Raw genomic sequence first — 24,863 nt, 5'->3', positions numbered from 1 at the left:
AAGGCCACCCGGGAAACCGGGTGGCCTTTTGATTTGGATGGGAGTGGCTGTCTATTCGGCGGCCACCTTGAAGCCGTCGATCAGCACATCCTGCAGACCCAGCTTTGCCAGGGCGGTGAGGAAGTCGTCGCCGATATCCTCGCGATCGAGCGCATAGGCGACATTGGCTGTGAGGAAGCCGATCTTGGAGCCGCAATCAAAGCTCTGGCCTTCGTACTTCACGCCGGCAAAGGGCTGCGTCTTCATCAGCGTCTGCATGGCATCGGTCAGCTGGATTTCGCCACCCGCGCCGCGCGGCTGGTCGGCCAGCAAGGAGAAAATTTCCGGCTGCAGGATATAGCGGCCCGAGATGATGAGGTTGGACGGTGCATCGGCCGGCGATGGCTTTTCCACCATGTCGGTGATGCGGAAGCTGGTGTCCGTGCCCTCGCCGCGCCCGACGACGCCATAGGAGGAGACCTCCTGGTGCGGCACTTCTTCGACGGCGATGATATTGCCGCCGGTTTCTTCATAGGCTTCGATCATCTGCTTGAGCACGCCACGTTTACCCTTGAACAGCATGTCCGGGAGCAAAAGGGCAAAAGGCTCGTTGCCGACGATCTCGCGGGCACACCAGACGGCGTGGCCCAGTCCCAGCGGCTCTTGCTGGCGGGTAAAGCTTGTTCGCCCGGCTGACGGCAGGTCCTTGCGCAGCTCGCTAAGGGCCTTGGTTTTGCCACGCAGTTCCAGCGTGGTCTCGAGTTCGAACTGCCGGTCGAAATGATCCTCGATCACGCCCTTGTTGCGGCCGGTCACGAAGACAAAATGGGTGATCCCCGCCTCGCGGGCCTCATCCACTGCATATTGAATCAAAGGCCGATCCACGACGGTCAGCATTTCTTTTGGCATGGCCTTGGTGGCGGGGAGGAAACGCGTCCCCAGACCTGCTACCGGAAAAACGGCAGTCTTCACGCGTCTTACCATGGCGATCTCCTGAATAAGGGTAACAACAGGGGAAGCAGACCATGTCATTGGCAGTTGAGCCAGCCAAAAACCGGCTCGTGGCTGCATGGCTCGATTGCATCTATGCTATTGGTGGATTTTGCCTATTTCTGTTGCAACCCGCCCATTTCCCGCCGCGATTGATCGCGATCACAATGTGCCCGTCCTGAGTATTTTTCGGAACCATGGCAGTCTAGGCACGGTTGTCCCTCCGAGTGCCAAGTAGAATTGCGAATTCGACATATCTCAATGTGATCGGGGCCCGCCTACACAGTCGTGATGATGTTTGCTATTTTGTTGCAGACGGCAGGGGTGTATTTACCCCCTCGATGGTAGGACAGAACGACAAATTCAAAGTCGTCATCTCGGCCCCGTCAATCGGCCGCGTTTTGCGGCAGGAGGATGCTCCGTGGACAACAATACACCTGACAATGGCGCAGCGCGCAAAGTTCCTCTTGCGGCCGGTCAGCGTTCGCCTTTTTCGTGGCCCTGGGGCCTGGTCGCCATCGGGGTAATGGCGCTCGCCTGGGTGGGTCTCTATCTCGTCTGGAACGGAATTACCTTCGTGCTCGGAATGTAGCGCTGCGCACTTGCAACCTTATTTATACGCCGCGTTACTTCGCTTTACGTGCATTACCAGAATAACTCGCCGCCTAGTCTGTATATCGCCACCGCAGCACCCGACTTCTTCTCAAGTCACTGATTTGTAAAGATTTAACGATCTGCCATTTGGGTGATATTGTGACCTGTGACCCGCATGACAGCCATGCGTTGGCGGCGTTGCCACGCTTTTCCGATCATGGTCGTCTCCACTCATCAACACGGCATCGCCCGTTCGATGGGTCGCCGTAATGCTACGCAAACGGCGTCTCCGGACCTCTGGTTCGGGGTCCATCCTTAACAAAAGAGAGAACCGGTCTCGCATGAGCGCTGGGCGCTTTGGCGAACCCTTCCGCGCGTCCCTGTGGACGAGCCAATCTGCGTGAGAGGACGTCATGACAATCATCAACGCCGAAGTCGGATCTACAGAAAAGTCGGGCATGCCCCGCGGCGGTTTCGCCAAGCGTGGTTTCGATATCATGGCCGCTTCGGCCATGCTGCTCTTCGCCCTGCCCGCCATCTTCTTTATCGCCGTGATCATGTTCTCGACCGATCGCGGGCCAATTTTTTTCGGCCACGAGCGCATCGGCCTTAACGGCAAGCGTTTCCGCTGCCTGAAATTCCGCTCCATGGTGGTCAACTCTCAGGAAGCCTTGCAGCGCCACCTCGAGCTCTTCCCGCAGGCCCGCGCCGAATGGGAAGAATCCCAGAAGCTGACCAATGATCCACGCATCACGCCGATCGGTCGCTTCCTGCGCGTCACCAGCCTCGATGAACTGCCGCAGCTGCTCAACGTTCTTCGTGGTGACATGAGCCTGGTTGGCCCCCGCCCCATCGTGCAAGACGAAGTCGTCCGCTATGCCGACGAGATCGAGCATTATTCGGCTGTGCGCCCAGGCATCACCGGCCTTTGGCAGGTCAGCGGTCGCAGCGACACCGGTTATGACCAGCGCGTCCAGCTTGACAGCCTCTATGTGCGTCAGTGGACATTCTTCGGCGACATGATCATCCTGCTCAAGACCGTCAAGGTCGTCGCCCTTCGTACGGGCAGCCGCTAGGAGATAATCAGATGTCCATTCTGTCTCTTCGTCCGCGTGCCTTCCGCTCCCGCAACACCGGCCGCGATGCCGAAACCGACGCAGTGCGTTTGGAAACGGTACACAATGCCCTGGCCATGGCGCTCAGCGACGCTCGTCGCGAACGCGATGGCCTGCAGAAGCGCATCGACATGTATTACGCCAAGGCCGCCTCGATCCTTGAGAGTTCGGGAGAATACGGCAGCCGCGACCGCGAGGATGAGGCCATGATCGGGTCGGCCGAGCAGAACGCAGCCAATGGCCGTCGCCGCATCGTCCAGTTGAACCTGCAGATCGACAAGTTCAATAAGCTGATCGCCGATCTTGACGGCGCTGCACTGCCTGCAGCGGACGCCGGCGTGGCCTGACCCATGGCGGTCCCAAACGCCGACACACCACTGATTTCCGTGGTGATGGCCAATTTCGAGGCGGGCGACAAGGTCGTGCACGCCCTGCGCTCCGTGCTGCGTCAGACCATGAGCAAGCTCGAAGTCATCGTCAGCGACGATTGTTCGAGTGATGACAGCCTGGAGCGCATCCGCGGGCTGATGGCCGAGGACAACCGCGTTCGCCTGATCACCGCCACGCACAACGCAGGCCCCGCCGCCTGTCGCAACCGCGCGCTGGACGCTGCGCGCGGCCGCTGGATCGCCATTGTCGATTCCGACGACATCATCCATCCCGAACGCTTCGAGCGCCTCCTGGCCGCCGCCGCGCGCCAGCACGCCGACATCATTGCCGATGACCTGCTGCTGTTCTTCGAGGATGGCACCCCGCCTCGCCTGATGCTGGGCGAGGATGTCGACACCAATTTCGCTGTTACCCCGGAACGATGGGTGCTTGCCGGCCAGGATGGCTCTCCCGCCCTGGGTTATCTCAAGCCACTGATCAGTGCAGAGCGGCTGGCCGACCTGCGCTATGACGAACAGTTGCGCATCGGCGAGGACTACGACCTGATCCTGCGCCTGCTGCTCGATGGTGTCCGCATGGTCGTAGTGCCCGAGCCCTATTATCTCTATCGCCGCCACACCGGCTCGATCTCGCATCGCCTGTCGGTCAGCGACATGCAGGCCATGGTGGACCGGCAGGATGCCCTGGTCGAGGCCCGCCAGCCGCTCACGCGCTCGCTGACCGCAGCCTTCGCCACGCGATCGGCAAACCTGCGCAATGGTCTCGCCTACGAGCGCCTCGTCGCCAGCATCAAGCAGCGCCGCATTCCCGATGCCGTCTCCCTGATCGCCAGCGCCCCCAGCCACCTGCGCCGGCTCTGGACATCGTTCAGCGAGGGTCGCCAGCGCCGTGAAGCGCCACCGGCTCTGGACGTCTCGCCCCTGCTCATCCTGGGCGCACAGGGCACACCCGGCGCAGCCCAAGCCGTGCCCGCCTATGTGCCCGTTGCACGCACCGACTGGTCGGCGCCCCGCATCCGCCATGTCTGGCTCGATCTCGCTGGGCGGCGCGGCATTGGCGCCGTGCGCTGCGTGCCGCTCGACGAGGCGGGCCACTATGCCGCCGGCTTCATCCCCGAAGTCGAAATCGCGAGCCCGCCATGACCGGGCGGCTGACCTACAACCTCGCCACCATGCTCACCTTCGGTGCCTTCGCCGCCCTGGTGCTCAATGCCATGTTCGGCTCGCTCGCCGCGCTGACCTTCATGGGCTGTGGCGCCTTGCTGATCATCAGCAGCATCCACCAGAGCGTGGACAGCGTGCGCCGCTACTGGCCGCTGCTATTGCTGCCGGTCTGGTGCATCCTTACTTCCCTCTGGTCGCTCTACCCATCCAATTCGATCCGCTACGGCCTCCAGCTCGGTTTTACTGTCGTTGTCGCCATGGTGATCACCGGCCGCGTCTCCACCACAATGCTGATGCGCCTGATGTTCGTGGTCTATGGCATCGGCGTCGTCGCCAGCATCGCCTTCGGCCGCACCGGCTCTTATGGCGCCTGGCTTGGTGTCTTCGGCTCAAAGAACGCCTTCGCCGCCCATATCGCCGTCTTCATGCTGATCGCCATGGCCATCACCGCGGACCGGCATTCGCACCTGCTGATGCGCCTTGCCGGCGTGATCGGCTTCGGCATTTCAGTGCCTCTGCTGGTGCTGGCACAATCGGCCGGCGCCATCATGATGGTGGCGCCCTGCGTGGCCATCATCATCCTCACCCAGCTCATCACTCATCTCAACGGCATGCAGCGCCTGTTCCTGGTCGTCATCCTGACGATCGCCATGGCTGCCCTTGCCCTCCTGCTGATCACCATGGGCGATGTGCTGCTGGCCGACATCCTCGAGGGCTCGGGCAAGGATGCAACCCTGACCGGGCGTACCGACCTCTGGGCCATGGGCATGGATTTCATTGCCCAACGCCCGCTGCAGGGACTGGGCTACCGTTCGTTCTGGGTCGTCGGCTTTGCCCCGGCTGAAGAGCTATGGGCCATGTTCCTCGTGCCGTCGGGCGCGGGCTTCAACTTCCACAACACCTATATTTCCAATGCCGTCGAGATTGGCCTCATCGGTTTGGCGCTACAGGTCATCATCATCTATGGCGGCGCCATCGCCATGGGCATCTATACCTTCGCCCGCCCCAACGCCCCCAATTCGCTGCTGCTTGCCCTGCAGACCCTGATGATCCTGCGCAGCTTCATCGAGGTGGAGGTGTTCTTTGAATTCTCCATCCGCTCGATCATGGGCATCGCAACGCTGATCTACGCCATACAGGGTCTTGCAGCCCTGCGAAAACAATCGCCTGCAAAAGCGCGGCCCCGTCCCAAAGGATTACTGAGCCATGTCCGAGTACCAGTCCGGCCTCGTCCATTTTCGCACGCCGACCTATAAGCGTCCCGCGGCGCTGCGCCGCGCCCTCTATTCGATGATCGAACAGTCCTGGCAGAACTGGGTTTGCGATGTCTATGACGACGACCCCGACCAGGCGGCTAGGGCCGTAGTGACCGCAATCGGCGATGCGCGCATCCGCTACACCGCCAATACGCCTCAGCTGTTCGCCTCCCGAAATATCGACCACTGCTTCAGCGCCGAAAACCCGCATGACGCGGAATTCTTCTGCGTGGTGGAGGACGACAATTTCATCCTGCCCGAATTCTGCGCCGCCAATATCGCGCTGATCCGCGACCAGGGCGTCGAAGTCGTGCTGCGCAATCAGTATTTCGAATACGCCAGCGGCACGCCGCAGGCCCACCTGGGGCGCGAAGGCGTGCTCGACGAACTGTTCACCGACGGCCTCTACGCTGCCGAAGACTTTCGGCTGTCGCTCCTTGCGGGCATAGGGGTTTCCAATGGCGGACTGTTCTGGTCGCGCCGGGCCGTCTCGCCGCTCGAAATCCAATACAACTGCACCGCGACCCTGCAGGAATACCTGCGCACCTATTCCATCGCCGAGCCGGTCTATGTCGCCATGCAGCCGCTGGCCGTCTGGGCTGAAAATGGTGAGCAAACCACACGCAACGCCGAGCTCGACGCGAAATACCTGCGCCGCGAACTGGACCTCAAGCGCGCCGTCCAGGCCCTGCGCCGCCGCGTGTGGGATGAGGCGACCCCAGCGCAGCGCAAGGGCTTCCTGACCGACCCGCGCTTTTCCACGCCGATCGCCATCCGCGCCACCAATGCCGGCAAAGCGCTGCTCGGCTCAAGCCTTTCCGCCCATGTCAGCCCTACCGAGGTCGCCAAGCTGCGCCTGCGCGGGCTGATGATCCGCACCCTCGGCCGGGTTACCCCTGAATTCCAGAAGTTCGTCGCCTCGCGCGATGGCATGCGACGGACGGCGCCCAGCGCATGACCACGACTTCAGAAGTGGGTGGCGGAAGGCTCGATCATCTCAAGACGGGCCGCGCTTCTGCTGCGATCAAGGGAACGCTGTGGTCGCTGGTCAGCAGCTTCGCCCCCGCTGCGCTGGGCTTCCTGGTTTTTCTCGCCACCTCGCGGGTGCTCTCGCCAGCCGAGTTCGGCATCGTTGCCTTCGCCGCCAGCATCGCCACTGTCGGCTCAGCCATCGCACCCGCCGGCTTTCGTGAAGCACTGATCCAGCGCGGCGCCATCACCAAGACCCATCTCGACACGGTCTTCTGGCTCTGCACGGGCGCCGCCGGACTGATCTACGTCGGTCTCTGCGTCGCAGCCCCCTTCATCACAGGTGCGTCGGGCGAATCCCAGCTACTTCTGCTCATCCCCTTCATCTCGGCCAAGGTCATTTTCGACATGGCCGCGGCTGTGCCCAATGCGCTGCTGGTGCGCACCATGTCTTTCAAGATGCTGGCCTTGCGCACCACGGCGGCATCGGTCGTGGCCGCGGTCATTTGCCTCGCTTTGCTCTGGTTCGGTCTCGGCCTCTGGGCCTTGGCAGCCTCGCAACTGGCGGCATCGGTCACCACCTGCATCGGCGCCATGATCGCCGCACGCTATGTCCCGGCACTCCACTTCAACTGGCGCGCCCTGGGCGAGCTCAAGGCATTCGGCCTGTTCTCGACCGGCAACCACTTCATTACCACCCTCAACCTCGACCAGCTGCTGATCGGCGCCCTGCTCGGGCCCGCCTGGCTCGGACTCTATGGCTTCGCCCGCCGAATCTTCCAGATCCTCACCGACCTGCTGTCGGGCGCCCTGAACCTGGTCTCTTACGCCCTGCTCTCCTCCATGCAGCACGAGCCGGCCAAACTGCGCGAGGCCTATCTGCTCGGCACCTTCGCTTCTTCGGTCGTGGCCTTCCCAGTGTTCTCCGGCTTGGCGCTGGTCGCCAACGACCTCATCCCCCTCGCCTTTGGTGCCCACTGGATCGATGCCGTTCCCGTTGTCCAGGCCTTTTGCGTCCTGGGTGTGCTGACTTCCGTCGGCATCCTGCAATCCTCGCTGATCCGCAGCCAGGGCCAGGCCGACCTGTGGTTCTACTATGTGCTGGGCAAGCAGGCGGTCACCGTCCTCTACATCTTCCTCTTTGCTGGCTGGGGCCTCGTGCCGCTCAGCATTTCGCTGGTCATCCTCAACATCGTCGTCTGGCTGCCGACCGTACACATGGTCGTGCGCCTTCTCGGCACCTCCGCCCTCGCCTATCTGTCCTCCTTTGCCCTGCCAACGCTCGCAACCGGTGTCATGTGGGCCTGTGGCTGGATGGTGCAGAATGAACTAAGCAACGCCGAACCGTGGCTTCGACTGGGCGCAACCATAAGCGCGGCCGCATCGAGCTATGCCGCTGTGGTCCTTCTGCTGGGTCGAGACCGGATCTGGAAGCTGATCAGCTTCGTGAAGCGGCGCGGTCGCTAGCCCAAACAAAAATCCCCGCAACGAAGTCGCGGGGATTTTGCTATCGAAACTGTGCTGAATATCAGGCGACGGCCTGCCGCTCGCGCACGAAACCATCGACCGCTGCCAGTGCCCGCTCCGTCACTTCCGCAATTTTGGCGTCACTGCTGAGCTGTGGCTCGAGTTTTGCCATCTTCTGCAGGTGCCGGGCGGCCGAAGCGGTCAGGATGCGGTTGGGAATGGTCGCCAGAGCCGAGCGATTGAACTTGCCCACCTTGCCCAACTCGCCACCGCGATTGGTGCGGCCAATGTAATATTCGAGCACGCTGGTCGGCTTGAGTTCATTGAGGCGAACGTCGAGATCGAGCGCACCCGACCAGTCGAGCCATTTGCGATGGTGACCACCATAGATCGGCTTGGCCCCGATCCAGGGCGTTCGCAGCGCGTCAGCAACGATGGCGCCATGCATCGCCTCAGTGATCAGCAGCTTCGCGCCGCGGATCTGGCTCAGCACCTTGCTGACAGGCTCGGTGGCATCGATCAGCGTGATCCCGGCCATTTCGCAGGCGCCCGCCCAGTCGCCACGTTCGAGGCTCTCGTAATGCGGCATGAAGGCAATGCCGGTGCTCTTTTCCGGCGCCGGCAATTCCATGGCTCGCAGCAGCACGGCGCTGTCGCAGACCGAAAGCTTCGGATCCACCTTGAGCGTGCGGGCGGTATTGGGCCCGCGCAGGAAGCGGATGTCCCAGGTCCCGTCATGCACGTCGGGCAGGCCCATATATCCGGCATAGCCCGAACCCATCACATATTTGCGCGACTTGGGGTTCAGATTGTTGCCGATGATGGAGCCGATGCCGACAAACAGTTCGCTGTCGTCCTCGTCGAGAAAGCCCTTGGGCAGAAGTGCCGGCCAGACATGGAGATTCAGTTCATCTCCGAAGTTCGGCACTTTGCCGCGAAAGAATACCAGCTTCATCAATCGTCCTCTTGGGTTAGTTTGTCTGGCAGAGAATGGAGTCGTCGAAGGCGCATTCCGCGCCCTGCGGCGTGAAGGCCACCCAATCCACTTCCATGGCAATCGGCGCCGTAACCGGCGTAAACGGGCCCATCCAGTCAGTCAGCGTATCCGTGCCCCAGAGGCTGAAGAAAATGCGCTGCGGATTGGTGGGAATGGTGGCTGGCGTATCCATGGTGCGGACCAGCTCGCCATTGATGTAGTAGCGCAACTGGTCAGGCTCCCAGGTGAAGGCAAAGTTGACGAACTCGGCATCCGACGGCTGTGGCAGGTCATGGGACTGACCGCTGCCGATCTCTCCGTCACCGCTCTTGCCGTTGACGAAGGTCGTCGTCTCGACCTTGCTCGTGTCCTTGAGCAGGATTTCGAAGTCGATCTCGTCATGCGGCTTGCTTTGCTGCGGGCCGATATAGGTAAAAAAAGCTGCATTCAGCCCGGACGAAGCGGGTGTCTTGAGCCGCGCCTCATAGGTGCCATAGCCATAGGCCGTCTTGGTCTGGATCTCGCCGCAGCTATACTGCCGTTCGCCCTTGGGCACAGGCGCAAAGCCGACCTTCAGCGTGCTGTTGCCAGCGGTCACCTGGCTGGTCGACCAGGTGCAGTTCTGATGGGCTCCGTTGCTCCAGCCGTCCGACACATACCAGCGCGACGAGCTGAGGCTGTCGAAATCGTCAAAGAAGGCTTCCTGCGCCAGGGCCGGCGATGTCAGAGCCAATGCGGCAAAGCAGATGGTCCACTTCATGATGCGCCCCTCATTGTGCCAATTGCAGGCGCGCCATCACGACATCGCCGGCAATCAGGGGTGTTCCTTGTTCAGCGGCAATTTCCTCGCCACCCCGAATGATTGTGTAGGCGTAGGTCGGCGCGTTCTCGCCCGCCACGGCGACACCCGTGTACAGCGCAGCTTCCTGAACCAAGCCCTGCTGCGTGGCGATCTTCAGTGCCAGGGCACCAATCTGCCCATCCACCGTCTGGCGCTCCAGCGACAGATCGGAAATCCTCTGGTCGGCGATCCGGGCCTGTTCACGGTTGGCGGCGGCAATGTCCTGCTGCGCCTGAAGGTTGGCCGTTTCCGTATCGAGCATCCGCGATTCAAGATCGGCGACATTGGTTTGAAGCGAAGCCACGCGCGACGAGAGCGCCAGGCCGTCGTCGGAAAGGGTCGTCACCCGATCAAGCTGTTCCCTGGCCGAGACGAGCTGGGTCTCCGTGCTGGTCTGTTTCTGGCCGAAAGCATCGATCTGCCGGGTCAGCAGGCCAACCTGATCGGACAGTGACGCCGTCTGCACCTGCGCCTGCCGTTGCTGCGCCTCAAGGATGGCCGTCTCCGCCGCCATCAGTGATTCGATATCCGGATGCGACGCCAGCTCTGGAGGCACAGCGATCTGCTCCTGCCCGGCCAATTCAGCGTCAAGCCGCGCACGCCGCACCAAAAGGCGATTGTACTCATCCTGCAGCACATCAAGCGCACCGGCGGTGCTCAGCATTTCCTTTTCCGGTCGCGCCGAGGCCTCGGCGCTGCGCCGTTCGCCGCCGGCCAGGGCCAGCGCCTTCACCACATTGAGATTGGGTGCAAACGGATATTCCCCCGGCGCCGCCACGTCGCCCGAAACATAAATCGGACCATATTGGGATACTTCCACGGTAACCGTCGGCGCCGTTGTCAGGCCCAGCGTCTGCTGCAGGGCCGTGCCCAGGCTGTTGGCGAGATCGGCGCTGGTGCGCCCCGCGCCCTCGGTGGAACCCACCATGGGGAAATTCACATTGCCGTCGGCGCCAACCACATAGTCGCCGCCCAGCGCCGTCCACTCCTCGAAGCTGGATTCGGCCGCCTTCCATTGCACCACCTTGATGGTCAACTTGTCGGAGATACCCAGCACATAGGGCTCGGCTGCAAGAAGCGGGCTCGCCAGGACCAGCGCCAGGGCGCTGCCGAAAGCCAGAGATCGAAAGTGGTTTGGGGCGAGATGCATATCTCATCCTTGCGTCTGATCGCGTTACGAGGATGGTCGGGTCCGATCGTGCCCGCAATGGGGCAGCGGACCCTTTAAGCCGCAAGGCATGCGGCCAGAGTGAAATGACTAAACTGTTGTTTTGATTAACTTATCTGGTCGACGAGTCATGTCTGCCGATGCGGTCAACGCAGACATGCACGAGCCGGTCAACTCGATTTGGATTTCGGGCCGAAGCCGCCCCCGTTTGTTGACTACACTCGAGGGCGCGTGACCAAGCGAAACAAGCCGCCGACGCTGCTGCGCCGACAAGGCTGGCCACACAATCATCCGCTCGGCATCGGCAAGAGTGCCAAATTCGTCCTGATGCGCCTTGCTGCGCGTCTGGATCTCGAAGATCCGCACGTCGATTCTTTCTGTGAGCAATGTCATCGCTGCGAAAAGCACCGCGGCCCGCTGCGGCGATAGCATCAGGTTGCGCTCGTAGTAGACCAGGGTTTCTTCCATGGCCGGGTCGGCGCTCAAACACTGCACTTCGCGGATGATGTCGTGGCAGGTCCGCTGCTTCAGACGTGCGGTGAGGCCATGAATGTAATCGCGAGCCGCCCGTAGATCGAGCACATTGCCCTCCCGCTCCCCGCCAATCGGATAGCGGCCAACGCAGCGCTGGCAGACCCACATCCGGTCGTCTCCCCGCGCCACCTCATAGGTCAATCTCTGTTCCTGCTGGCCGCAGAAGTCGCAGCAGCTTTCAAGCCGCACATCGTCCTTCAAACCCCAGGTAAATTGCCAATCCTTCGGATCACGGACGAATTCGTTGAGCGTATAGCGGGTAGAGATTTGCATGCTGCACGGCCTCGCAATCGTTTCGGATATCCATCACGGAGGCGTTACCTTCGACAGGAAAACCGGGGCCTCTCTTGGCCTGACGCGTGGCGAAACGCGTCAAAAATAGGGTAACTTGGTGGCTGGCCGCCTTCTGTGCCGGTTGCAGGGTGAACTGCCGCGATAGCAATAAGCCACGAGTTTGCCCGCCCGTTCCATGCGAAACACTCAATGTTTCCATGCACATTTGCCGTTGATTTGAACTGACGCCCGTCGGCGCCAGCATTCAAACCGCAAGAGCTCGCCGTAAGTGACTGTGTGGGATCGCTTTTGCACAGGCCATGTCGATTTCTTTTCGACAGGCCTGCGAGGGGAGTTGACACTCTGTCATCAGACCACCATAAACCGCCCGACGAAACGCCCCGGCGCTTCGTTTCCTACCCAAGCGACGTTGTTGTGGAGGGGTGGGAGAGTGGTTAAATCCATCAGACTGTAAATCTGACCGCTTAGCGTACACTGGTTCGAATCCAGTCCCCTCCACCATCGCCCTTTGGGCTCTCATCAAATCAATGACTTAGAAGCGGGTTAGCCAACCGGTTTTTCCGGTTAGCCATTCTTGCGTTCCGTCTATGGTCGTGGCGTCGTTAATGGCTGCCTGCTATCGGTACCGATCAGCCTCTGCGGGCCTGGCTGAACATCGCCGGGCTTGTCTGCACCGCAAAAGAAAGCCGCCTCTCATGATCTCTGTTGGATCACGCGGCGGCTTTGGTGGGAGCCCAGCACTTCGCGGTAGCGTCATCAGCCGCAAGCACCAGGCTCCGAGCACATGAATGCGCGCGTATCATCTTGGTTCCGCGGTCGTCCGTGTCCTTATCCGGTTCTCGACAACCTGAGCGTATAGCCGGACCATATTCTTTGGCTCGTTGGTCTTTTGCCAGTACACGCGAGCGACCAGATCCTTCCGCGCGCCGCTTCTGACCAGGTGAATGCCCAAGACTTTCTCCGCAGCCTTCTCGGGACTTCCCGCCTCTACCTTGACCGGCTCAGGGTCGATGATTGCTGAGCGAAGATCGATGACCTGATATTGCGTCAATGCTGCCTCCCCTAACCGACACATTCCGGGTGGCCAGCAACCCATCCGCAGAAGCTCAAGACCTCGTCGCCCTTTTTCTGGCCGAAGGGAGCGCCTTTGTAGCCGCACACCTCGCACGAATAAATCGGCGCCATAGGCACGACTTCGGTGTTGCCTCGGAGGAGTGGCGGACCGGATGGAACGTATTCGGAAGGCATGGGCTTCGCTATGCTGAGAGAATCGGAGACGCGAATGCCATTCTATACCATCACCATCGTCACAACCGTCGACGCGACTGGAAAGCCAATGCCCTCAACTGATGCAGGCAAGAAGGCCGTTCGCCAGGTGCAGGTTTGGGATGAGCGCAGCCACGGTCAGCTTCATCCAGCGCCGTGAGACTAGGCGGCGTGAATGGGGCAAACTGCGAGAGATCGAAGGATTGGATTGAGCCTGTCAACGAAATCCGCTCGTTCGCGTTGTGCCCATAGAAACGGAGACCACAATGAATTTCAAGCGAATTTCCGAAAACGACGCCGCTGAACTCACCGATTCCATCCTAGTGTCCGTCGCGGCCGAAGGCGGTGACGAACCGTCAGCCGGCGTGATCTGGATGGCCGAGGGCAACATTGTCAGCGACGAAGGTCCGCTCGACATTCCCGCTGCAATGGTCCTAGCGACCACTCTCGCTGACGAGCAGGGCAGGAACACGGTTTATGTGCTCTGCGAGCCGGAGGATATGGTCTGGAAAGACGAATGGGGAGCTGTGAACTAAGATGTGCGGACGCTTCACCAATGAGATGACTTGGGCACAAATCCACGCCCTCTATTCGATCCACAATGCGCCACCGGCAGAAACCAATAGCCAGCCCCGGTTCAATATCGCCCCGACGCAGACTGTGGACTTTGCTCACCTCGACAAAGCCGGGAACATGGAGCTCAACCGGGGACGGTGGTGGCTGGTTCCTCATTACGCGATCGATCTTCCGAAAGCCGCGATGTTCAACGCCCGCATCGAAACTGTCGATACGTCAGGCGCATTCCGCGAGGGCTTCAAGTCCCGCCGCTGCTTGATCCCCGCCGACGGCTACTTCGAATGGACGACAAGCGAAGTAGACGGCGGAAAGGATCCGTGGCTTCTACAGCTTCCTCATGGAACGGGCTTCAGTTTTGCCGGCATATGGGCGCGCAATGACAACTTGGGTGTCACGAGTTGCACCATCATCACGGCGCCGGCCGTACCGGAGATCGAGCACATCCACACTCGCATGCCGGTAATGCTCTCGCCGGACGCCTATAACACCTGGCTCGACACTCGCATTCAAGGCAGCGATGCGAAAGCACTCTTGCTAAGCGCTCAGATAGATAGTCAGCTCGAAATCCATAGGGTTGACCGTTTGGTCAACAGTAGCCGATATGAAGGCGACGACACGAAGAAGCCTGTGATCAACTCGCTTTAGCCGATATCGTCGGTCCGAAGACTTCCAATTCTTCCAACGAGAGTGTGCCGCTCTCGATCTCGCGCATTCGCTTGAAGTCCTCGTGGGTCATCACATTGGGAAGGCCATCTCGCTTGGTGTCGCCCATGACGAACGCGCCTTGTTGCAGAGTAATGCGATGGTCGAAATAAAAGCCTGCCGCAGCGATATAGGCGCCCCTCGCCACGAATAGATTGTCGGCCGTCGCGATGATCACCGAGGCATTGTAGGGATAGCTTTGGCCCCAGTCCCTGACCTGATAGTTGGACGATTTGTCGGGCCCGGACTTCTGCAGGATTTGCCGCTTCTGCTCGGCCGGCTCAACCCACAAATAGACGCCGCGCCACCGACAATGGTCGCAGCGCATGCTGTCGGTGAAGTGCCGCTCGTGCGGGCCTTGGCCGAAGCCGGGACTGCGCCGGAACGGTGTGCAGGAGCCGTTGAACATCAACCTTCTTGGAATGCCGACACCCCGCGTTTCGGCAAATGGCATAGAGCGCATGCCCGCCGTGCTGCACGTCTTCGATGGTTCGGATGGGCTCGGGCATGGTTGACTCGTCGGCTGAACGTTCTCATTATGTTCTCACGAATGGGACATGCAGAGTCAAGACAGGAGCGATCACGATGACCAGACATTGGATGCCGATGAACGACGATCTCGGCGATATCACCATGGCTTACAACGGCGTGCTGCTTGTGAAAGTCTATGATTGGGAAGAAAATGCGTCAGCCAAAGACCTCTGGGTTGTGATGCATTACCCAAGCGGGTCGAGCATGGCTGTGCTGACGGTGGGCGAAGATCGCGCCAAGGACATCACGGCGAAGATCGCTGAGCTACGCGACTGGCCAGAGCTCAACGCGTTCTCATGGGAGGGCGATGCAGGATTCATCGACCTTATGGCTACGTTCGCTAGCGAAGCGGAGATAGCCATGCCTACCGACGAGTTCGGCGGCTCGATCCCGTACGGCGCGAATGTTGAATCTATCGGGCCGGCACGTAAGGCGGCTTGATCGGAGCGACTGCCAGCCCTACGCGGAAGCGCTCAGCGTTCTGGCTGGCTTTGAGGAAGTCGATCTTCGGCTTGCGGGAACGGCGTTTTGTCATCGGCATCCCCGACATCTGCCTGAATCGGAAGCCGCGACCAAATAAATTCTTCCGGTGTACCAGTTCGCGAGCTAGGAGAAATCATGGATGAAGACCTACCTACCAGCGATGTGACGCGCCGATATGTCGTCGAAGCCGACATCGATCAAAGTTTTCAAGTTGTTGATCGCGGTACTGGCAGGACGGCTGTTTTCCAAGGCGTCATGCTTTGCGCAATGAAACGTAGAGCAGCCGAACAGCAGGCAGATTTCTTGAATGATCTTGGCGACGCCGATACTGACGATTAAGGCTCCCAGCTTTCCTCAGGCATATTTGGAGGATGCACGCTTTAGCGGCTCTGGCTTCTTCCCGTCAGGCAATATCTTGTTGATAGGGTCGTACACAACGTCAGCGCTAAATAGCTTCCGAACGAATACGTGTCCGTTTCCGCCCTGTCAATTTTCCTGCGGATGCGTGGGCACAATGTGTGGATCACCGCGTCAGCCATACCTGCGAGGTGACAATTTCCGGATCGCACCAACTCGATAGTCACGAAAGGCACTCCCCATCGTGGACAAGCTCCGCCCTCGTAACCCGAAAGATCCAAGAGAACAGGCCTGCCGTGATAGGTGCGAGGCTTTTCGCATCCCGCCTGATGCCCTACACGAAGGCAGACCCATGTGGGCCAAGTTTTTGGGTGAGGTAGAGGAAGAACTGAACGTGGCTCGATAGCTAGTGGCGCTGGGATGATCCAACTATGTTGTGCGACCCAACCGGCGTTATAGCCTGACCATGGTGACGTCGTTCCCTAACATCTCCGCCAAGCAACCAACGCCAGTCTCAGGGATTAGCGGGCAAAGGAGTTACGCTGATGGAAATTAGCTCAACTTTCTGGGTGATACTGCTGTCTTTTGGCGCGTTTGTCCTTGCCATCGCACTCTACATCGGAATGACCCACAACAGTCATCGATCGTCTAAAGAGAGCGTCGCCTATAAGGCTGCGAGAGATAGGTATCGAAAAAATGAGCGAAACGACCCGTGATCTCGATTGCGCTGCCCGCGCTTGACTGGATCTGTGCTCCCATACAGAGGCAGTAGATGAAACTAGGCGGTGCCCCGCACCCGTCGGTAGAGCCTGACCATATTGGTGACACCACTGCGCTCGGTCCAGTACACCCGGGCAAGAAGATCTCCCCTTTCCCCCGCTCTCACCAATTCAAGGTCGAGTTGCAGCCTGACGGCTTCCTCTGGTGTCGAGGCTGTAACCATCATTGGTTCAGGATCAATGATGGTGCTCCGCAGGTCGATGACTTTGTAGGTACGGGACACTTGGCCTCCAAGGAATCGTGATCTTCTTTCGGTTTGAATGTTCCCAATGATCATGCTAACCGCTGAATCCGAACTCACTTAGGTTCGCCTTGGGAAGGCAAGACTTCCGGATCAGTGCAAGGTAACGCGAATGCTGTCTCTCAGCTCAAGCCATTCGCCTACCAGCCCGAGGAATTTGCTCACCTTGTCTGGATAATTATGAGCGATGTGGTTCAATACGCTCAGCTCTTTCTCGATGAGTGGAAGGTTAGCCGCGGTTGCTCGATGGCCTGCGGCTGCGAGCTGTCGAAATCGCTTCAGACTGTGACGACTTAGGACTATTAGCTGGTCGGCTTCGGCGGAGGTCATAATGGCTGCTGAGGGCAATGGAATCGATTGAGCAATGGCAGATAGCATACGCCTAATCGTTCCTCGGTCGAGCAATCGTTAACCCTGCTAGTTTTGGCGGGGTTACGGCGCGGGCTGTAAATGCCATCCTTTGTCCTGAGGGCCCTACGCCATGCCTAGATCAGTCGAGGGCTGAAAAGTGGCCGGGGGGATGATTGGAATTGCCCCGGCCCCCTCACCTTTGTCCGCCCCACTCCGGTGAGATGTCGCTCGCGCTACAGTGCACGGCACTGCAAAAACATTATGCACACTGGTCGGCAGGTGCGGAACACTCGCCGACTGCCAGCCACCTCCCCGACCTATCGCACGGCAGACACCGCGTGACCCCTAACCACCGGCCGCCGACCCTGGCGACTGATAGCTCGAGCTTGCTGCCGCACGCGCAGATCACCTGATCTTCGCCGCAGCGTCGACCACCTTATCGGTCAGTCGGTCTACCCTGCCCGAAAGCTCATCGACTTTGTCGGCCAGGCGATCCGTGGCGGCAGTGTGAGCCCTGGCCGTTACATTGGCTTCCGTTACAGCCATAGCGAGCCCCGCGACCTCGCCAGCGGCGGCATTGAGGGCTGTAGGGTCGACGATGACCGCAGCCACCTGCGCGGCGCCAGCCGAGGCCGCCGGGCCGGAGTTTTGACCTTGCCATAAGCCGAGGTACCGAACACCGAAGATCACAGCCAGAACCGCGCCGAAGGTGATGATCGCCAACGGCGGCAGTTCAAGCAGCTTTTCCATGCCGAGTTTCCCCTTGGTCGTGCGCAGCGCGGTGAATATTGACCAGCTCGCCGATGCCGAAGAGCGGATAGATGGCAAGCCAGGTGCTGACGACGCCAGAGGTCGCGAAACCATAGACGATGCCGAACCAGATAAGGCAGCCGACACCGGCGGAGACCTGCCGGATCATCGGAGTGACGTGTTTTCGGGCGCCGTTGACAATAAGGCCGCCGATCCGTGCGGCGCCGAGGATGACCATGATCCACCCGAGATATGCTTCGGAGGGGAAGATGCTGCGGAAGCCAGCCCAAGCCGGTTGCGTGAAGAGGTCGGTCGATGTCAGCAGGACCACGCCAAACAAAGCCGTATGGAAGGCCATGAACCATTCCATCATGCGCGGCCCGAACCTGTGCTGGATCTGGATCCAGAGGCCCGGGCCCGAGTGCGGGATTTGGTTCATGGTCAGTTGGCCCGGCCGACCAGCTTGTCGCCGTTGGGCATGACAGTGCCGGCGGGAAGCGGCAGGTGCGGTGTCAGCAGACGATCGAGCATGGCCTTGCCCGTCGAGGTGGCGGTATCGATTCCGAACTTCGCCAGCGCATCAGGAACCGAATGCTCGACATAGCCGCGGGCGACGTTGAGCAGCGGATCAGTCGGCTGACCAGCAACCCACCTTGCCCGCTGCAGAGCATAGAGAATGGCGTTCACCAGCGCGGACTGCAGGGCTTCACGGTGCCGCGCCTCGATGTCGATGCCGGTGCGCTTGCGGAGCTCATTGGCGGCCCAGGTGAGCACAGCGGTGATGACGAGTCCCAGCGCCGGCAGAATGGCCGTCAGCAGCTGCTGGGTGAAGGTCTGCTCGGTGAGGATGACAGGATCCGCATAGACGGCTTGGGCGAAGGCCGCAACTGGCCAGAGGACAGGAAGAACAGCAGCAGCAATCGCCGCCCGAAAGATCGTTCGCATGGTATTCTCCGATGATGTGAGGTGGTTTTGCGCCTAGAGCGCGGCTTCAAGCGCGTCGAGACCGGCGCGGATGATCTTGATCTGCTGGCGGATCACGTCAGCATTGGGTGTTGCGGGCTCAGCGGGAACCATTGACGCTGGTTCAGCCGATGCGCCAGCTTTGAGGGCCGCCAGAAACTTCTCGGCATAACCGGCGATCAAGTCAGCCTTGTCGGTGCCGTTGATCACCCGGCGCATATCCTTAAAGACCGAATAGTCGCCGAGCTTCTTGCCTGTGAAGGTGCCGAGCATTGAGCCTTGGACGAGGATGCGCGCCGCCACCGCAGGCTCGACGACAAGGTCAGGCTTGGCGATCAGATCGAGGCCGGTACGCTTGGACCAGTCAGCATAATTGCGACGGCCGGTGAGCTGCACGAAGCCGCGCCCCATATAGCGCTTGCCATCGCCCGGCTGAGTGTTGCCAAGGTCCGCCCTGCCCTCATAGCGGCGCTGCGCATCGGTCGGGCCCCAGATTTCATGGAGCCACTTGAAGGCTCCAGTCTCGTGATGAGCAGTGGCGAGGATATAGGCCAACTTGCGATTGTCGCCGTCGCCATACTGCTCCCATGCAGCGCCGATGGCATTGAGCGCATTGACCTGCACCTGGTTGAACGAGCCGCCATAGAGCGACGACCGCACCGCGCTGAAGAACGCGTCGTTTAGGGCCATGGCGGCCTCCTGTGATGAGTGAAAGTAAAGACCGCCGGTCGACAGCGGATAGACGCAGAAACTTCCGGAGCCTCTGCAAATCCAATGCAGAGCGTCGCCCGTAGCCAAAAAATGGCGCTCTCACCGAAACTGAACTCAGTGTCGATGACTTACCTCTGCCCGCGGTGCAGCACCCCTCGCACATGCCTCGGGAAATGGTTCAAAGCCGTCCAGTTCTATGAGTGTGAGAATTGCGGAGAGAAGATCGTACTGTCTTACCCCGTTAAGGTCGCGCTGTTCGAACGGTATGAAGACTGACCTTAGAATGAAAAAGGAGGGCGGCTAGCATAGCAGCGCCCTCCCTATCGACCGTATTCCCGTCCGGGCGGACGGAGAAAACTATTTATTCCGCGAAGTGTAAAGGCGAATACTCATCGCTCTTGGCCGGTAGACTTCCCTTTGCCCAAGGCGTCGTCCAGAGGCCACGAAGTTCATGGGAATTCTCTAATGATATAAGGAAGTGAAGGTGCTTGCCGGCAACCTTCGGTGATTTACTGAGTTAGATTGCTGGCGCCCGTCTCCAAACGCGTTCGCGCCCAGTGCCCCAGATTTTCCCTGTCAGGTGGTCTGGGGCATTTGCTTTTTTTGGCCTTCCCGGCCTGCGTCATTTGAACAGCAAATTCATAGGCCGTTCAGGCGTTAGGTCTATAATCCTTGTACGCTTGCAATGATGCCCGCGCACATCCTGAGTGCCTGCTCGGGAGGACGCCCGTCTCATCACACGAGGCGGGCGTCTTGGTTTTACGCGATCTCTTATGATTTAAACTAAGCAACCCAATCTGCTTCCCGCCGTTACTTGGCGATGAAACAAGCTCACGCAAATAAAGGGGTGTCGCGATTAGCAATTTGGGTTGGCCAAATTGTTTTGCTCTGCTTGGCTGTCTTGATTGTCTGGCTAACAATTCGATATGTCGGCGATATTCCTAAGCAACCATAGTCAGTCTTGTAGATTTTAGGATCAGCGACAGAGTCTCCAGACTATGCGCTGTGCGCCCTAGGGTCGTCGCCGTGACCCTAGGGCGTTTTCTTGTTAACTGCCGATTTTGCGGCACTGCCTTTTGCCCCGAGACCTGTCTTTTTCGCGAGTTCGGAACGACGCGCAGCATATTTTGCTGCGACCATCGGGTAGTCGTAGGGCAAGTTCCACTTTGCTCGGTACTCCTGCGGCGTCATGCCCAGTGATGCAAGATGGCGTTTCAGAGTTTTGAATTTCAGCCCGTCTTCGAGGCAGATCAGGTACTCTGGATAGATCGTCTTTTTCTTTGAAAGTGCAGAATCTGGTTTGGCGTCTTCCGGCGCGGGCGGCGGCGCCGAGATCGCAATCAGTGCTCGATGAGTGTCAGCGATCACCCTGACCAAGTCATTTGGTTCGACAGCATTGTTACTTACATATGAAGCGACGATACCTGCGGCGTGTATCACAAGGCGGCGGTCATTCAAACTTCTGTCGATCGGCATATCCATATTTGAGCCCCGAAGAATATTTCAATGCAGAATGCCTGAAATTTAGCGTTTCGCCAGTGTCTTTATAGAAATTTGTTAATTTGCGTCGGTACTTGCCACATCATTTATTTGCGTCAACACCCAGTCGTCCGGGACTATGGAAGTTGAGGGCCACGCCAAACATATGGAAGCATGTTAGCCCGCACCGTACTGCCACAGCGCGTCGAGCTCTTCCGGCGACAGCCCCAGCGCCTGACGCGCGCCTTCGACCATCGGATGGTCACGCTCGAAGAACTTGGCGAACTGGAGCTTCGCCGAGACCTGCGCCCACTCCATCGGGTCGTATCCGGGGTTTGGCTCCTCCTCGGCGCCCGGATCATTCAGGTTGGCAACCCAAGTCAGAAGCTGCTGCTCCTGACCCGAGGCGCGAAGGATAAACCAGAACTGATCTGGCTCCAGATGTGGAAGGCGCGGCAGATCGTCAGGCGCGTGCAGATAGCTCACGGATTAGCTCCAGTAGAGATAGACGTCATGCAGCTCGACGTTCTTGTTGTTGAGGGTGCGGAAGCGCCAGCGAGGCGACGTTCCGGACGGCTGGCCCGAGACGTCTGTTTCGGCGGTCTCGACGACGCGGAGGTTGCCCGAGGTGTAGCGCTCTGTCAGAGCCATCGGTGTCCAGGTCGCGCCGCTATCGCGGCTGCAATCGAGCAGATAGTCTGTCCCGGCCACTGCAGCCTCGACCTCGCGAACGTTGATTAGCGACTTCATACGAGCCGGAACCGAAGCGGCAGTGAAAGCAGCTGACCTGACGGATAGATTGTTAGGCGCGCCTGGAGGGTAGAATTGCACCTCCGCGACGACGTGGCCGATATTACCCGCATAGTTGCTGGTCAACTGAACAAACACATAATCCCAAGCGGTACTGAGGTCTGTGCAAACGATTGTTCGGCCAGCGCTTTCATTTGCCGTATCTGCGAAAGATAGACTACCGATCAAAACACCGTCAGTTGCACTCGTTGGTGCTGATCCATTCTTGCCGCGAAGATTCAGAACGACTGCCGGATCAGCACCGGCGTAAAGGCCCGCTTCGTTACTTCCGAAAACAACTGCCGAAGATATTCTCTGCGGAGAGGCACTATAATTTTTTCCGATGAAGGCGGCGTTTGAGGTGCCGACTCCGGTGTAGCCCGCACACGAACCTGAGGCTTGTGAGGTTGCCCCATCGAATGCTGCTGACAGTCCCGCAGCAGCGGTCATATTGCCAATAGCAATTCCCGTTGTCCGCGGGATAAGAATCCCTGCCGCAAGGCTGGGCTTAAGCAGGCCTGAAAAGGAACTATCCAGATTGGTCGCACCTGCGACGTCGACATAAGTCAGAGCATCGAGGCTATCGGCGAAGCGATTGCCGTTCGAACCTAAGAACTGTGCCTGGTTATTTGCATCAGCCATGAGCATGGCAAGCTGCGAAACGGTGAATTCAAGATCCGAGGTGTCGGTGGGTGGCGAGAGAGCAAGGATGGCTTGGGCAATGCGCTGAGGCGTCCATCCCCTGGTCGTCGTGCCAGTTCCCGCCTGGGCTTCGGCAAGCGTTGCAAGCGTGCGAGCCGGCTCAAGATCAGTGATGAGCAACCCAGCTTGCGACAGCAGCTTGCCTGTCGTGCCGCTGAACAACGCAATGCGTCCACTGACAGATGACGCCGGACCAACTACGTCGCCGGTGCCTGTGCCGTTGGCGCCAGCCTGTGAGACGAGATGCCAATAGGTATTCTCGATGTCGGGGAGTGCCGGCGGCGCCTGATTGGTGCTGGCTTGCTTGGCGCGCCAAGATGAGCCGTTATAGAGCACTCCATCCTGGGCGGCATAAACGGTCACGCTGTCCCAACTGTTGCGCCAGGTGATGCCGCTTGGACCGCGTGGACCTTCGGGACCGATCTCGCCCAATGGCGCGCCATCGCTCCAGTCTGCATTGACGCTGGACATCTTCGAGAAGATTTCGGCGCGGCCATCGCCGACGTCGGACACCAGCACGCGATAACCAGCTGGCCGAGCATCAAAGGCTGCACGATCGGCCAGCGTATTCACCTGCACGTCGAAATAAGCGCTGATCTCGCCCAACTGCTCCAGCACCTTTCGGGTTTGGGCTGTCGAGCGCTCGATGATGCCGACATAGCGGATCTCGTATGGGTCCGCTGCCATGTCTGCGCCGGGCCATGGCGCCCAAAGCTCCAACTCGGCGTTGCCTGTCACCTCCTTGACGCGCTGTGGCGGGACCAGCGGCTGCGCGGGATCAGCGAACAGATCGCCCGGCATGATGGCATCCTCGCCCCAGAAGAGGCCGGTGCCGGTGACGGTCGTGCTGCCGCCCTCCACCGACACAGTGCCGGTTGAGTACCAAGTTTCGAGTGGCATGAGATTTCCTAGGGCTTGATGTAGCCGGGCGTGATGACGAGCTTGCCTCGCCAGATGGATTCGTAGTCGGTCGGGTCGGACAATGAGCAGGCATTGGAGCCGCCGCGGCGCTTCTGAATATTGCCGCCGGCCTTGTAGTCGATCTGCGCGGCAACCCAGCCGTTCGGATTGCCGCCATGGGTCCAGCCGTTGCGCATGCCACCGGCGGCGGTATCGTTATTGTTGTTGCTGTTCCAGACGAAGCGGGCGCCACCATTCGTCACGGACTGCTTGCGGCGCAGACAGATCTTGTCGCCGTCGCGCTCGATCGTGAAGATGCGGACGAGCATGCCCGTCGCTTCCATCAGCGCCCCGCCGTCACACATGTGCGTTGTCCCAGATCCCCAGCAGTCAGGAAACGGCAACTGCATGAAGTTCGAAGGCGTCTTGATGCGCGTGAGGGTGATCTCGGTCTCGAAGTAGTTGAACTGTTCTGAGAGGGTGGCCAGCTCGGACAGTCCCGAATCCCATTCTTGCGGCACGATGGTGACCATCGACATGCAGGTGCTTTGAGAGGTCGTCGTGTCGACGGCGAAGCCGTAGGCGTTGTTCTTCACGAAGTCCGGAAACTGGACAGTGAATGGGTCGATGATGATCTTCTGATCAGGCAGCAGCAGCGCGGGCCGGCGCGTCGTCGCCCAGACGATGCGATCCCCGTCGGTATGAAAGATGTTGCCCAGTTCGTCATTGAACACAGGCATCAGTCGACACCCACCGAAATAAAAGGCGGCGCCGGCAATGAGCCGCCATAGCCGGCCTCCGTGATCACAACGCCGCCACTGGCGGACGCCATCGACCCATTGTTGCAGTCGAGCGTCCGGCCCAAGTTCTGAGCGAATGGCGTGTCGCCGACGCCGGTGCGGCGCAGGTACTTCTTTGAGCTGTCGATCACGCCTCGTGCCAGGATCAGCGGCTCACCTGGCCCACCGGAGAACAGCGGCTTTGCCGGATCGGCTTCGCTGTTTCGGAAAACCAGCACGCGGTAGTCCAAGGTGATCGCTGGGCAAGCGACCGCAGCTGCCGAGGCACTGTCTCGCACAAAGATGCCCGTCGAGTTTGCCCAGAAGGCCACACGGCGCCGATAACTCCCCGCTGCATTCTGGACGACATAGCCATCTGGCACGCGACGACCAGCCAAGGCGATCATGAACTTCGGCACGTAGCCCAGATCATGAGCGAACAGCAGCGTATTGGTCTGCCGAAAGTCGCTGATGATCTCCACTGACACGGCGGGCGTGAAGACGGGGCCCCAGCCGCCACCGCCCGAACTGACACCAATGACCGTCGTCTTTGTCGGCAGCGCCGCATGGTTGATCGAGACATCGACCGGCCCGGCTGCGATCTCGTATTGATCGAAGTCCGAATGGAACACGATCTTGTCGAGATGCTGGGCAGGGTTCTTCACCGGCGCATTGCGGGGCGCGTCGATATCAAACACTGCACCACCGCCTGGCATCTCGTCGAAGCAGGCGACGACGCCCTCGGTATCAAATCCGCGAATGGGCAT

29 protein-coding genes and 1 tRNA gene are annotated in these 24,863 nt (G+C 59.7%); 13 read left to right on the top strand and 17 right to left on the bottom strand.

Translation table 11 applies throughout. From position 1 onward, the window contains the following. Positions 1–51: 51 nt before the first annotated feature. Positions 52–963, bottom strand: coding sequence for a UTP--glucose-1-phosphate uridylyltransferase GalU (galU, locus tag P0Y65_06020; protein WEK05811.1), 912 nt, complete (start codon positions 961–963; stop codon positions 52–54). A gap of 427 nt (positions 964–1,390) precedes the next feature. Here galU and P0Y65_06015 point away from each other — a divergent pair, with 427 nt between their 5' ends. The 7 genes from P0Y65_06015 (at position 1,391) to P0Y65_05985 (ending at position 7,923) form a co-directional block, all read left to right on the top strand. Beyond that, on the top strand, positions 1,391–1,561 hold the full coding sequence (locus P0Y65_06015) for a hypothetical protein (protein ID WEK05810.1): 171 nt from the start codon (positions 1,391–1,393) through the stop codon (positions 1,559–1,561). A gap of 415 nt (positions 1,562–1,976) precedes the next feature. Then, positions 1,977–2,639 (top strand): sugar transferase, encoded by a 663-nt coding sequence (locus P0Y65_06010; protein WEK05809.1) that lies wholly within the window; start codon positions 1,977–1,979, stop codon positions 2,637–2,639. An 11-nt stretch (positions 2,640–2,650) separates the two neighbouring features. Beyond that, complete coding sequence (locus P0Y65_06005; GenBank protein WEK05808.1) at positions 2,651–3,025, top strand: hypothetical protein; 375 nt, start codon at positions 2,651–2,653, stop codon at positions 3,023–3,025. 3 nt (positions 3,026–3,028) lie between these two features. Next, positions 3,029–4,210: a glycosyltransferase family 2 protein gene (locus P0Y65_06000; protein ID WEK05807.1), complete on the top strand. Its 1,182-nt coding sequence runs from the start codon at positions 3,029–3,031 to the stop codon at positions 4,208–4,210. Continuing rightward, positions 4,207–5,487, top strand: a complete 1,281-nt coding sequence (locus tag P0Y65_05995) for an O-antigen ligase family protein (GenBank protein ID WEK05806.1) — start codon at positions 4,207–4,209, stop codon at positions 5,485–5,487. The genes P0Y65_06000 and P0Y65_05995 overlap by 4 nt, the downstream gene beginning before the upstream one ends. Continuing rightward, positions 5,438–6,445 (top strand): glycosyltransferase, encoded by a 1,008-nt coding sequence (locus P0Y65_05990; GenBank protein WEK05805.1) that lies wholly within the window; start codon positions 5,438–5,440, stop codon positions 6,443–6,445. The genes P0Y65_05995 and P0Y65_05990 overlap by 50 nt, the downstream gene beginning before the upstream one ends. Further along, positions 6,442–7,923 carry a lipopolysaccharide biosynthesis protein gene (locus P0Y65_05985; GenBank protein WEK05804.1) on the top strand — a complete coding sequence of 494 codons (1,482 nt, stop codon included), beginning with the start codon at positions 6,442–6,444 and terminating at the stop codon, positions 7,921–7,923. Before P0Y65_05990 ends, P0Y65_05985 begins: the two co-directional genes overlap by 4 nt. 61 nt (positions 7,924–7,984) lie before the next feature. On the opposite strand, the gene P0Y65_05980 is transcribed toward P0Y65_05985, so the two are convergent. From P0Y65_05980 to P0Y65_05965, 4 genes are all read right to left on the bottom strand, one after another. Further along, positions 7,985–8,878: a polysaccharide pyruvyl transferase family protein gene (locus tag P0Y65_05980; GenBank protein WEK05803.1), complete on the bottom strand. Its 894-nt coding sequence runs from the start codon at positions 8,876–8,878 to the stop codon at positions 7,985–7,987. Positions 8,879–8,894: 16 nt separating this feature from the next. Continuing rightward, positions 8,895–9,659, bottom strand: a complete 765-nt coding sequence (locus tag P0Y65_05975; protein ID WEK05802.1) for a family 16 glycosylhydrolase — start codon at positions 9,657–9,659, stop codon at positions 8,895–8,897. 10 nt (positions 9,660–9,669) lie between these two features. Beyond that, positions 9,670–10,890, bottom strand: coding sequence for a polysaccharide biosynthesis/export family protein (locus P0Y65_05970; GenBank protein WEK05801.1), 1,221 nt, complete (start codon positions 10,888–10,890; stop codon positions 9,670–9,672). A 108-nt stretch (positions 10,891–10,998) separates the two neighbouring features. Continuing rightward, the gene (locus P0Y65_05965) at positions 10,999–11,715 is read right to left on the bottom strand and encodes a hypothetical protein (protein WEK05800.1); all 717 of its coding nucleotides are present in this window, start codon (positions 11,713–11,715) and stop codon (positions 10,999–11,001) included. Positions 11,716–12,152: 437 nt separating this feature from the next. Here P0Y65_05965 and P0Y65_05960 point away from each other — a divergent pair. Next, positions 12,153–12,237 (top strand) — tRNA-Tyr (locus tag P0Y65_05960). A 298-nt stretch (positions 12,238–12,535) separates the two neighbouring features. Here P0Y65_05960 and P0Y65_05955 read toward each other — a convergent pair. Beyond that, a complete protein-coding gene (locus tag P0Y65_05955) occupies positions 12,536–12,787 on the bottom strand; it encodes a hypothetical protein (protein WEK05799.1) in 252 nt (83 codons plus the stop codon). A 231-nt stretch (positions 12,788–13,018) separates the two neighbouring features. Here P0Y65_05955 and P0Y65_05950 point away from each other — a divergent pair, with 231 nt between their 5' ends. The 3 genes from P0Y65_05950 to P0Y65_05940 all read left to right on the top strand — a co-directional run bounded on the left by P0Y65_05950 (position 13,019) and on the right by P0Y65_05940 (position 14,223). Continuing rightward, positions 13,019–13,162, top strand: a complete 144-nt coding sequence (locus tag P0Y65_05950) for a hypothetical protein (GenBank protein WEK05798.1) — start codon at positions 13,019–13,021, stop codon at positions 13,160–13,162. Between the two features lie 106 nt (positions 13,163–13,268). Beyond that, positions 13,269–13,538: a hypothetical protein gene (locus P0Y65_05945; protein ID WEK05797.1), complete on the top strand. Its 270-nt coding sequence runs from the start codon at positions 13,269–13,271 to the stop codon at positions 13,536–13,538. Position 13,539: 1 nt separating this feature from the next. Beyond that, entirely contained in the window at positions 13,540–14,223 is a 684-nt protein-coding gene (locus P0Y65_05940) for an SOS response-associated peptidase (GenBank protein ID WEK05796.1), read from the top strand. On the opposite strand, the gene P0Y65_05935 is transcribed toward P0Y65_05940, so the two are convergent. Continuing rightward, a complete protein-coding gene (locus P0Y65_05935) occupies positions 14,210–14,689 on the bottom strand; it encodes a hypothetical protein (protein WEK05795.1) in 480 nt (159 codons plus the stop codon). The two genes, P0Y65_05940 and P0Y65_05935, sit on opposite strands and share 14 nt — an antisense overlap. A gap of 176 nt (positions 14,690–14,865) precedes the next feature. Here P0Y65_05935 and P0Y65_05930 point away from each other — a divergent pair, with 176 nt between their 5' ends. Together P0Y65_05930 and P0Y65_05925 are read left to right on the top strand one after the other, a co-directional pair. Next, on the top strand, positions 14,866–15,252 hold the full coding sequence (locus P0Y65_05930) for a hypothetical protein (protein ID WEK05794.1): 387 nt from the start codon (positions 14,866–14,868) through the stop codon (positions 15,250–15,252). Positions 15,253–15,429: 177 nt separating this feature from the next. Next, positions 15,430–15,633, top strand: coding sequence for a hypothetical protein (locus P0Y65_05925; GenBank protein ID WEK05793.1), 204 nt, complete (start codon positions 15,430–15,432; stop codon positions 15,631–15,633). 796 nt (positions 15,634–16,429) lie between these two features. Here P0Y65_05925 and P0Y65_05920 read toward each other — a convergent pair. From P0Y65_05920 to P0Y65_05875, 10 genes are all read right to left on the bottom strand, one after another. Continuing rightward, positions 16,430–16,654, bottom strand: coding sequence for a hypothetical protein (locus P0Y65_05920; protein WEK05792.1), 225 nt, complete (start codon positions 16,652–16,654; stop codon positions 16,430–16,432). 774 nt (positions 16,655–17,428) lie between these two features. Beyond that, the gene (locus P0Y65_05915; protein ID WEK05791.1) at positions 17,429–17,773 is read right to left on the bottom strand and encodes a hypothetical protein; all 345 of its coding nucleotides are present in this window, start codon (positions 17,771–17,773) and stop codon (positions 17,429–17,431) included. Beyond that, a complete protein-coding gene (locus P0Y65_05910; protein WEK05790.1) occupies positions 17,757–18,131 on the bottom strand; it encodes a hypothetical protein in 375 nt (124 codons plus the stop codon). The genes P0Y65_05915 and P0Y65_05910 overlap by 17 nt, the downstream gene beginning before the upstream one ends. A gap of 83 nt (positions 18,132–18,214) precedes the next feature. Continuing rightward, on the bottom strand, positions 18,215–18,718 hold the full coding sequence (locus P0Y65_05905; protein WEK05789.1) for a hypothetical protein: 504 nt from the start codon (positions 18,716–18,718) through the stop codon (positions 18,215–18,217). Between the two features lie 33 nt (positions 18,719–18,751). Further along, entirely contained in the window at positions 18,752–19,426 is a 675-nt protein-coding gene (locus P0Y65_05900) for a hypothetical protein (GenBank protein WEK05788.1), read from the bottom strand. Positions 19,427–20,479: 1,053 nt separating this feature from the next. Continuing rightward, positions 20,480–20,923, bottom strand: coding sequence for a MucR family transcriptional regulator (locus P0Y65_05895; protein WEK06739.1), 444 nt, complete (start codon positions 20,921–20,923; stop codon positions 20,480–20,482). A gap of 180 nt (positions 20,924–21,103) precedes the next feature. Then, positions 21,104–21,412 (bottom strand): hypothetical protein, encoded by a 309-nt coding sequence (locus tag P0Y65_05890; GenBank protein ID WEK05787.1) that lies wholly within the window; start codon positions 21,410–21,412, stop codon positions 21,104–21,106. A gap of 3 nt (positions 21,413–21,415) precedes the next feature. Then, a complete protein-coding gene (locus tag P0Y65_05885) occupies positions 21,416–23,317 on the bottom strand; it encodes a hypothetical protein (protein ID WEK05786.1) in 1,902 nt (633 codons plus the stop codon). 8 nt (positions 23,318–23,325) lie between these two features. Further along, complete coding sequence (locus P0Y65_05880; protein WEK05785.1) at positions 23,326–24,057, bottom strand: hypothetical protein; 732 nt, start codon at positions 24,055–24,057, stop codon at positions 23,326–23,328. Then, positions 24,057–24,863 (bottom strand): hypothetical protein, encoded by an 807-nt coding sequence (locus tag P0Y65_05875; protein ID WEK05784.1) that lies wholly within the window; start codon positions 24,861–24,863, stop codon positions 24,057–24,059. The genes P0Y65_05880 and P0Y65_05875 overlap by 1 nt, the downstream gene beginning before the upstream one ends.

Origin of the sequence: Candidatus Devosia phytovorans (genome assembly GCA_029202405.1) — a bacterium.
Taxonomy (GTDB): Bacteria; Pseudomonadota; Alphaproteobacteria; order Rhizobiales; family Devosiaceae; genus Devosia; species Devosia phytovorans.
Note: the sequence above shows the minus strand (reverse complement) of the source record. Positions and strands in the feature narration are given on the sequence as shown.

Bases quoted from the DNA above. Each gene is read 5' to 3' on its own strand.
- P0Y65_06010 (WEK05809.1), top strand. From the start codon at position 1,977: ATGACAATCATCAACGCCGAAGTCGGATCTACAGAAAAGTCGGGCATG.
- P0Y65_05910 (WEK05790.1), bottom strand. From the start codon at position 18,131: ATGGCCTTCCATACGGCTTTGTTTGGCGTGGTCCTGCTGACATCGACC.
- P0Y65_05975 (WEK05802.1), bottom strand. From the start codon at position 9,659: ATGAAGTGGACCATCTGCTTTGCCGCATTGGCTCTGACATCGCCGGCC.
- P0Y65_05875 (WEK05784.1), bottom strand. From the start codon at position 24,863: ATGCCCATTCGCGGATTTGATACCGAGGGCGTCGTCGCCTGCTTCGAC.
- P0Y65_05915 (WEK05791.1), bottom strand. From the start codon at position 17,773: ATGGAAAAGCTGCTTGAACTGCCGCCGTTGGCGATCATCACCTTCGGC.
- P0Y65_05900 (WEK05788.1), bottom strand. From the start codon at position 19,426: ATGGCCCTAAACGACGCGTTCTTCAGCGCGGTGCGGTCGTCGCTCTAT.
- P0Y65_05980 (WEK05803.1), bottom strand. From the start codon at position 8,878: ATGAAGCTGGTATTCTTTCGCGGCAAAGTGCCGAACTTCGGAGATGAA.
- P0Y65_05995 (WEK05806.1), top strand. From the start codon at position 4,207: ATGACCGGGCGGCTGACCTACAACCTCGCCACCATGCTCACCTTCGGT.
- P0Y65_05945 (WEK05797.1), top strand. From the start codon at position 13,269: ATGAATTTCAAGCGAATTTCCGAAAACGACGCCGCTGAACTCACCGAT.
- P0Y65_05885 (WEK05786.1), bottom strand. From the start codon at position 23,317: ATGCCACTCGAAACTTGGTACTCAACCGGCACTGTGTCGGTGGAGGGC.
- P0Y65_05895 (WEK06739.1), bottom strand. From the start codon at position 20,923: ATGCCGATCGACAGAAGTTTGAATGACCGCCGCCTTGTGATACACGCC.
- P0Y65_05935 (WEK05795.1), bottom strand. From the start codon at position 14,689: ATGTTCAACGGCTCCTGCACACCGTTCCGGCGCAGTCCCGGCTTCGGC.
- P0Y65_06000 (WEK05807.1), top strand. From the start codon at position 3,029: ATGGCGGTCCCAAACGCCGACACACCACTGATTTCCGTGGTGATGGCC.
- P0Y65_05940 (WEK05796.1), top strand. From the start codon at position 13,540: ATGTGCGGACGCTTCACCAATGAGATGACTTGGGCACAAATCCACGCC.
- P0Y65_05970 (WEK05801.1), bottom strand. From the start codon at position 10,890: ATGCATCTCGCCCCAAACCACTTTCGATCTCTGGCTTTCGGCAGCGCC.
- P0Y65_05930 (WEK05794.1), top strand. From the start codon at position 14,866: ATGACCAGACATTGGATGCCGATGAACGACGATCTCGGCGATATCACC.
- P0Y65_05965 (WEK05800.1), bottom strand. From the start codon at position 11,715: ATGCAAATCTCTACCCGCTATACGCTCAACGAATTCGTCCGTGATCCG.
- galU (WEK05811.1), bottom strand. From the start codon at position 963: ATGGTAAGACGCGTGAAGACTGCCGTTTTTCCGGTAGCAGGTCTGGGG.
- P0Y65_05905 (WEK05789.1), bottom strand. From the start codon at position 18,718: ATGCGAACGATCTTTCGGGCGGCGATTGCTGCTGCTGTTCTTCCTGTC.
- P0Y65_05925 (WEK05793.1), top strand. From the start codon at position 15,430: ATGGATGAAGACCTACCTACCAGCGATGTGACGCGCCGATATGTCGTC.
- P0Y65_05990 (WEK05805.1), top strand. From the start codon at position 5,438: ATGTCCGAGTACCAGTCCGGCCTCGTCCATTTTCGCACGCCGACCTAT.
- P0Y65_05985 (WEK05804.1), top strand. From the start codon at position 6,442: ATGACCACGACTTCAGAAGTGGGTGGCGGAAGGCTCGATCATCTCAAG.
- P0Y65_05880 (WEK05785.1), bottom strand. From the start codon at position 24,057: ATGCCTGTGTTCAATGACGAACTGGGCAACATCTTTCATACCGACGGG.
- P0Y65_06005 (WEK05808.1), top strand. From the start codon at position 2,651: ATGTCCATTCTGTCTCTTCGTCCGCGTGCCTTCCGCTCCCGCAACACC.
- P0Y65_05950 (WEK05798.1), top strand. From the start codon at position 13,019: ATGCCATTCTATACCATCACCATCGTCACAACCGTCGACGCGACTGGA.